This is a genomic window from Mesorhizobium sp. M7A.F.Ca.CA.004.12.1.1 (assembly GCF_003997835.1).
GTDB lineage: Bacteria > Pseudomonadota > Alphaproteobacteria > Rhizobiales > Rhizobiaceae > Mesorhizobium.
This window is the reverse complement of record NZ_RZRK01000266.1, coordinates 1-7,342: the sequence shown is the minus strand read 5'-3', so window position 1 is coordinate 7,342 and position 7,342 is coordinate 1. Positions and strand designations below refer to the sequence as shown.

Genomic DNA, 7,342 nt, shown 5'->3' with positions numbered 1-7,342 from the left:
TTGTTGGAGGGCGTGTTGAGACTGTTCGTCGAATTGGGACACGCTTCGGCAATCGCGCTGGTCCTTGTCTCGGTCTGCGGCATCGCCCAGGCCGGCGCGGTGTCTGACAACTGGCGCTTCGGCACGAGTGAAGACGGCCTTGTCACGGCCTCGCTCTACGCAACCAACAAGCTGATCACCGGCGGCGGTGCCTTGAGCTACAGCCCGATCCTGACGATTGCCTGCCGGGCAAACGGCGAGCCGCATTGGACTGAATGGCTGCAATTGAACGACGCTGTTTCGGCCAGCCGCAAGATCACCATGTCGATCACGGTCGATCAGGAGAGCAAGTTCGATGAAAGCTGGGCGGTCGGGCCGCGCGGCCGGATGCTGGTGCGCGATGGCGCCGATGGCATCAGGCGCCTTGTCGCCGCGAACCGGCTCCAGCTTTCGTGGCGGTTCGGGCTGCTGGCGGGGCGCGGCGAGGCCGATTTCGACCTCGCCGGGTTCGGCGAAGCGGTCAATCAGGTAGCCGGCAGCTGCAACACCGATCCGCCGTGAACGGATCGTGAGCCAGGGCGGCGACAGGAATGGCTTGCTCAGGACCTCAAAATCTCTTGCTCAGGACCTCCGGCTGTCAGAACGCGACGACATCACCAGGCAGTAGCGCAAGTTCGGCCACGATGCCGCCGCCTGTCGTGGCATTGCTAACCGATCCATTCATGTTGGCGGTGCCCGCTAGCGGCACCATTTTTCGACGGCAATTGCAATTGCCTTGGTGCAATCGACGAGATCGCGCACCGAAACGCGTTCGTTCGGCTGATGCGCCTGCGCGGGGTCGCCGGGACCGAAATTGACGGTCGGCGTGTTGCCGAGGCCGGTCGGCAGGCCGATGTCGCTGTGCGCGCCAAAACCACTCAGGACCGGCGAGAGATTGGCTTCTTTGACGGCCTCCTGGAAGACGCCGACAAAGGGATTGTCCGAGGGGATTTCGGCGCAATCGGCGTCGAGGATCCACTCGACGCGGGCGGGGTGCTTTCGCAGGTAGGGGTCTGCCTGGCAGACATTGGCTATGTGCTCTTCGATTTCGCGTTTGACGTTGCCACCCAGTTTGAACTCGTCGTGCTCGCTCGGCAGATATTGAGCGTCGATGATGATCTCGCCGCGCCCTGCCATGGAGGACGGATGTTCGCCGGCGCTCATCTGGGTGACGATGATCTGGTTGGGCAGGTCCATCAACGGATGGTTCTTTCTGGGATCGAACATCCAGCGCCGGTTGAGGATGTCGATGCCGTCGAGGATTTGCCGGCAAAGCTGGACGGCATCGACCGGGCCGCTCGAATACCAGGCATTGGGCGTCAGCTCCGCATGCCCGCCTATGCCGTCAATGATGATCTTCCCCCACAGAATGCCGTGACAGAGCGGTGCGATCTTGTTCGCCGTCGGTTCGGTCATGATGCCGGCGTCGGCGTGAAAGCCGCGATCGACCATGGCCAGCGACCCCATGCCGCCGATTTCCTCGTCGACGACGGTGGTGAAGACGACGTCTCCGGACAGGGGAATGTCGAGTCCCTTCAGGATCTCGACGGCCATCAGCATGCAGGCGACGCCGCCTTTCATGTCGACCGTACCGCGGCCGTGTAGAAATCCGTCCTTGAGGACGGGCTGGAACGGGTCGGTCGTCCAGTGCCCTGCGGCGCCGGGCGGGACGACATCGATATGGCCGGTCAGCATGATGGAGCGACCGCCGCCCGTGCCCTTCAAGACGCCGCCGAGATTGGGCCGGCCTTCGAACGTCCTGCCTTTGTTGGCGCCGGCGCGCCCCTTGTATTTTTCGTAGAGTGCAGGGCCATCCGGGTCCCATAGATCGGTCGAGAAGCCGAGCGCCTCGATCCGCTTTTGCAGATAGAGCTGGCAATCACGCTCGCCGGGGCCGGCCTCCTTTGGATCGGATTTCACGATCGAGGGGAAGGCGACGAGATCGCTCAGCGTTTGGACGATACGGTCAGCGCTTGCCTCGACGCGCGCGGCAATGATCTCTTCCATGGACGGCATCATGATCTCCAACGTTGGGAAAGTCGGTCGGCGAGAAGGACGAAAACCAGAAGGGCGCCGACAATCCCCACCTGCCAAACCGTGTTGATGTTCAATTGCAGAAGGCCGGTCTTCAGCGTGACCAGCAGCAGGACGGCCGCGAACACGCCGCCAACGCCACCGCGCCCTCCGGTGATGGCGATGCCTCCAAGCATGGCGGCAGTCAGCGATTCGAGTTCGAGGTTCTGGCCGATATTGGGCCTGCCGCTGCCGAGCCAGGAGATCGAGACGAGCCCAGCGGCGCCGGCGAGCGCGCCACTCAAGGCGTAGAGGATCAAGCGAACGCGATCGACCGGAATACCGACCAGCCTGGCCGAGCGTTCGTTGAAACCCATGGCGTAGATCCAGCGCCCCCACGCTGTCGAGAGCAGCACCAAACCGGCTAGCGCAAAGCAGGGGATGGCAAGGGTGAGAAAGGGCAGGGGAATGCCCATGACGACGCCGCGCCCCCACACAAGCAGCCAGGAGGGCACGCCTGCTTGGGCCGCGCCGCCGGTAATGGCAAGTGCAGCGCCGGAATAGACGAAGAAGGTGCCGAGCGTCGCGATGAAGGGGAGAAGCGCGAGCCCGTTCACCAGCCATCCGTTCAAGGCACCGAGCATCGCGCCGGCCAGGATGCAGACGGCGGGCAGCAGGACCGGCGGCAATCCCAGCTTGAGGCAAAGCATCGCGACGATGGCGGACAGCGAGACCGCACCGCCGACCGAGAGGTCGATGCCGGCGCCACCGGCCATGATGACCAGCCCTTGTCCAAGGCCGACCAGGGCAAGGATCGTCGAGAACTGAAGAATGGTGGTGACGGTGCCGAGATTGAAAACAGAAGGCCTGAGCGCCAGCAGGCCGACAATCACGATCAGCCAAAGCATACAGAGCAAAGCCAGGGTAAGGGCCGGGCCTTGCAGGTTGCGGAGCGTTTTCATGCGCGGGCTCGTTGAAATCTGCCGAGCGGCAATCGGTTGCAAACAGCTTCGAAGCCAAGCACGCCGATGATGAGAACGCCGGTGACGACAGGCTGCCAAAGGGAAGGGACACCGATCAGCAGCAGGCCGTTCTGCAGGATTCTCAGAAGCAGCACGCCGAGCACGGTGCCGATCAGGCTGCATCTGCCGCCCAATATGCTGGTCCCGCCAAGAATGACCGCGGCAATGGCGTCGAGCGCCAGCGTGCTGCCGATCGTCATCTCCACATTGCGATAGGTGGCGACATAGAACGTGGCGGCAATGCCAGTCAGCACACCGCTGATGACGAAGGTCATGAAGCGGATCTTGATCACCGGGATGCCAGAAAGCCGCGCTTTTTCCTCCGAATTGCCGATCGCCAGCAGATGCAGCCCATAAGGGGTTCGCCGCAGCGCCAGCCAGACGGCCAGATAGGCAACGGCAATCACCAGGGCAGGGACGGGGACGCCGAGCACGCTGGTTGCAAGAAGATCTGTAAGGCTCGAGGGCAGGCCCGAAAGCCATTGCCCTCCGAGAAGTACGAAGACGGCGGTGCGGTAGACACCAAGCAGGCCGAGTGTACCGACAATTGCCGGAACGCGGCCGAGGACAACGACGGCGGCGGTCACGCATCCCAGCAGCGCACCGACCAAAGGGCCTGCAATGAGCGCCAGCAGCGGATTGCCGCCGGCGCCGAGCACACGCCCGATGGCGATGGCCGCCAGACCCATGACGATGCCGATCGAGACATCGATGCCGCCCATGGCGAGCAGCAGGGTCATGCCAAGGCCGATCAGCAGCAGTTCGACACTGTTGCGCAAGACCGTGGCTGCATTGCCTGATGTCGCGTAGTGCGGCGATGCGACAGAAAAGATGACGATCGCCAGCAAACAGGCGACAAACAGAGACCACTCCCGCCCGTTCATGGAGAAGACACCGTTTCCAAACTGCCGCACCACGTTCATCTCAGAGCTCAGAAGTTGAACTTGTCGACATTGTCCTTGGTGAAGACGGCCGGCGGCCCGAGAAGCAAAATGCCCTTGGCGGCATCATAGGTGACGGGCTTTTCCAGGCCGACGACCTTGTTTTCCGCTTCGAAGCTCTTACCGTCGATCAGCTGTTTGCCGGCCCAGACCGTGAGATAGCCGAGTTGCTCGGGATCCCAGAGAACGGTGAAGCCGAAGGCTCCGCTCTTCAGGTAAGACCGTGCCGTGTTCGGGCTGCAGTAGCCGGCACCGATGACCGAGCCGATCTTGCCTGCGGTTTCGATGGCCTGGGCTACGCCCGGGCATGTCGAGGAGGCGACGGCGATGATCGCCTTGATGTCCGGGTTGGCCGCCATCAGATCGCCTGATATTTGCGCGGCGCGTTCGGCGGTGCCGCCGGCGAATTGCGGCGCGAGCAGCTTCAGCTTCGGATATTTGGCGGTGGCTTGCTTCTGCATGAAGCCGATCCAGGCGTTGAGATTGGACGCCGTTGCCTCGCCGGAGACGATGCCGATGGTTGCGTCCTCGCCGACGCGCTTGACGAGTTCTTCGACAATGGTTGTGCCGAGGCCTTCGTCGGTCGCCTGCGCCACATAGACGGCGCGGCCGCTGTCGGGCGCGTCGCTGTCGCTGGTGAACAGCTTGATGCCTTTCGCCTTGGCGCTCTCGACCACGGGTGCGATGCTGGAGGCATCGAGGACGCTGACCGAGATCGCCTCGACGCCCTGATCGATCAGGTTCTGGACGATCTGCAACTGGTCGACCGGATTGGTGTCGACGGGACCGGAATAGATGAAATCGAGGCCCAGGTCCTTGGCGGCGCGATTGCCGCCGGCTTCCATGGCGTTGAAGTAAGGGATGCCGATCAATTGCGGAACGAAGGCGACCTTGTGTTTGTCCGCGGCATGCGCCGCGGTTGCAATGGCGAGTGACAGTGCGGAAGCGGCGAGCACTTTCTTGAACTGTGAAAGCATGTGTTTGAACCTCTCTGGAAATGACGTGCGTTTCAGTTTGTTTTTTCAAGCGCCCGCACGTCGGGATGAGCGCCTGTTATGAGCGAAACGACTTCCTCGTGATCGGTATCGGCCGCCAGCCGTTCGGCCACCTTGCGGCCGCGCCGGAACACCACGATGCGGTCGGCAACCTCGAAGACTTCGGAAATGTTGTGGCTGATGAGCACAACGGCACAGCCGCGCGCGGCAAGCCGCCGTGTCAGCGCCAGGACCTTGCGCGTTTCGGCAACGGCAAGGGCCGCGGTCGGCTCATCCATGATGACCAGCCTGGCATTCAGATTGAGCGCCCGGCAGATTGCGACGGCCTGGCGTTGGCCGCCCGACAGACTGCCAACAGGCGCTTCTGGATCGGAAATATGGGCGTCGAGCTCCTTCAGCAGGCCGTCGACGCGCTGGCGCATTTCTTTGCGCTTCAGGAACGGAATGCCAAAAATGGAGCGTTTCAATTCACGGCCGAGAAAGACGTTTTCTGCGATCGACAGGTTCTCCGAAAGCGCCAGTTCCTGAAAGATCGTCGCGATCCCCGATGCCGCGGCATCCTTGGGCGAGTGAAAGGCGACCGGATTGCCCTCGATCACAAGCTCCCCACCACTGGGCGGATGAGCGCCTGCCAGGATCTTGATGAAGGTCGATTTGCCGGCGCCATTGTCGCCGAGAAGCGCCAGCACCTCGCCGGAGCGGATCTCCAGATCGACATTTGCCAGCGCGGTCAGAGCGCCGAAGCGCTTGGCGATGTTTCTGGCGACAAGAAAGGGCTCTGTCATGACGGGTTCCCCGACGATTGCGGATCGGCTAGGCGGCGTTGCTGACCCAGCGCAGCACGTTGGTCCAAAGCCGCGCGTAGCCAGGCCATTCGACAAAACTGTTCGGCAGCCAGTGAGGACCGATGTCCGACGTCCAGACCAGCGTACGCCCTTCGCCATGGCGCCCGGTAACCAGCAGGGGATGGCCGCCCTGGTCCTGCGGCAGCCGCGCCAGGACCTCGACATCGTCGCGATCACGGGCGATGACCTCGTTGGCACCGAGCAGCAGCGGCCATTCGCCCTCGATGCCGGCAAAAATCGGATGATCCCTGGAACCAGTGATCTCAGGACGAAAGCCTTCCGGTATTTCGAGCCGGTCATCATTGGGAAGGCAGGTCACCGGCAGCGCCTCCTCGACCGCCGTGCGATGCCAGCGGGCCTTGCCGTCAATGCCCTGGAAGCTGAAATAGCCGCCGATCATGATCAGGCCGCCGCCGGCCAGCGTCCAGTCGCGCAGGAGCTTGAGCCGGTTGGGAACCGTTTTGCCGTGCAGCCAGACATCGGGGTGGAGCAGGAGTGAATTCGCGCCAATGTCGGACAGGATGATCGCCCTGTATTGCGACAGCCCTTCCATGGTGAAAGGCAGCTTCTCGACGGCCTCGTGAGCGGGCATGTAGTCGAGATCGAATTCGCTGCCCTTCAAAGCGTCCACCAGGGGTGTTGCGCCCAGGTGAAAGGTGACGCTGCCGAACTGGTCGAACCCCTTGTAGTGGGTCGCCGAACTCACCCAGCTTTCGCCGACAAGAAGGACTTTTGTTTTCGCCATGATCATACTCTCCTGATTTCGTCGGTTGATGCGGTGTTCCGCGCCAGGTCGAAACGTCGATAAGCCATTGTTTCAACTGGCCATCACGGCATTGTTCGCCAGGGCCGCAGCCTTCAGCGTGGCAAAGTCTGCGATGTAACCCTGCGCGCCTTCAACCGTTGTCGTCAGGCTCGCCCCGATTGCCGCATAGCGCGCGGCGTCGTCGAGCGACGCGCCATGCAGCCAAAGGGCAAGGAAGATGCCGGCAAAGCTGTCGCCGGCGCCTGTCGCGTCGACGCGATTGACCGGCAGCGCCGGCACCTCGATCTGCGGACCGCCATTCGCCGGAAAAACGACGGCGCCGAACTCGCCGAGGGTGAGCACGACCGTTCCCCGTTGTTTGATGCGTGATAACATCACTCGCACCTCTTCGATCGTCGTCGCCATACGGCTGCGAAAGTCGAAGATTTCCCGTATCATCACATCGTTGATGAAGGTCAGATCGATCTGTTTGACCATCTGCGAGAAGGTTTCCGGCGTGCGTGCGCTTTTGGGAAGACCGGCCGAATGCAGGCTCACCTTCCAGCCCGCCTGATGAAAGCGAGCGATGGACGCGGTCATCGTCTCGTAGTGGAAGCCTTCGATATGAAGGCAGGCCGGACGTTGCTCGGGCTGGATATCCAGATTGGCTGTCAGGTCGACCTCGCCAAGCTCGAACGGTTCGCTGATGATCGTCCGGCTGCCATTGCGCTCGATGATCACGATCGCCTGGGAGAGGCGGTTG

The 7,342-nt window shown here is 62.3% G+C and carries 8 protein-coding genes; 1 reads left to right on the top strand and 7 read right to left on the bottom strand.

Annotation, left to right across the window (positions count from 1 at the left end; translation table 11 throughout):
* Positions 1 to 540 (top strand): hypothetical protein (locus tag EN984_RS15805; protein WP_348630226.1); only part of this gene is annotated, 540 nt, incomplete at its 5' end.
* 177 nt (positions 541 to 717) lie between these two features.
* Here EN984_RS15805 and EN984_RS15800 read toward each other — a convergent pair.
* From EN984_RS15800 to EN984_RS15770, 7 genes are all read right to left on the bottom strand, one after another.
* On the bottom strand, positions 718 to 2,034 hold the full coding sequence (locus EN984_RS15800) for an ArgE/DapE family deacylase (RefSeq protein ID WP_127270153.1): 1,317 nt from the start codon (positions 2,032 to 2,034) through the stop codon (positions 718 to 720).
* Positions 2,034 to 2,993: an ABC transporter permease gene (locus EN984_RS15795; protein WP_127270155.1), complete on the bottom strand. Its 960-nt coding sequence runs from the start codon at positions 2,991 to 2,993 to the stop codon at positions 2,034 to 2,036. Before EN984_RS15795 ends, EN984_RS15800 begins: the two co-directional genes overlap by 1 nt.
* Positions 2,990 to 3,976 carry an ABC transporter permease gene (locus tag EN984_RS15790; RefSeq protein WP_206517084.1) on the bottom strand — a complete coding sequence of 329 codons (987 nt, stop codon included), beginning with the start codon at positions 3,974 to 3,976 and terminating at the stop codon, positions 2,990 to 2,992. Before EN984_RS15790 ends, EN984_RS15795 begins: the two co-directional genes overlap by 4 nt.
* Before the next feature lie 8 nt (positions 3,977 to 3,984).
* Positions 3,985 to 4,971: an autoinducer 2 ABC transporter substrate-binding protein gene (locus EN984_RS15785; protein ID WP_127383822.1), complete on the bottom strand. Its 987-nt coding sequence runs from the start codon at positions 4,969 to 4,971 to the stop codon at positions 3,985 to 3,987.
* A gap of 32 nt (positions 4,972 to 5,003) precedes the next feature.
* A complete protein-coding gene (locus tag EN984_RS15780; protein ID WP_127271196.1) occupies positions 5,004 to 5,774 on the bottom strand; it encodes an ATP-binding cassette domain-containing protein in 771 nt (256 codons plus the stop codon).
* 28 nt (positions 5,775 to 5,802) lie between these two features.
* Positions 5,803 to 6,579: a glutamine amidotransferase gene (locus EN984_RS15775; RefSeq protein WP_127271194.1), complete on the bottom strand. Its 777-nt coding sequence runs from the start codon at positions 6,577 to 6,579 to the stop codon at positions 5,803 to 5,805.
* A gap of 72 nt (positions 6,580 to 6,651) precedes the next feature.
* The gene (locus EN984_RS15770) at positions 6,652 to 7,320 is read right to left on the bottom strand and encodes a carbohydrate kinase family protein (protein ID WP_245480070.1); all 669 of its coding nucleotides are present in this window, start codon (positions 7,318 to 7,320) and stop codon (positions 6,652 to 6,654) included.
* Between the last annotated feature and the right edge of the window lie 22 nt (positions 7,321 to 7,342).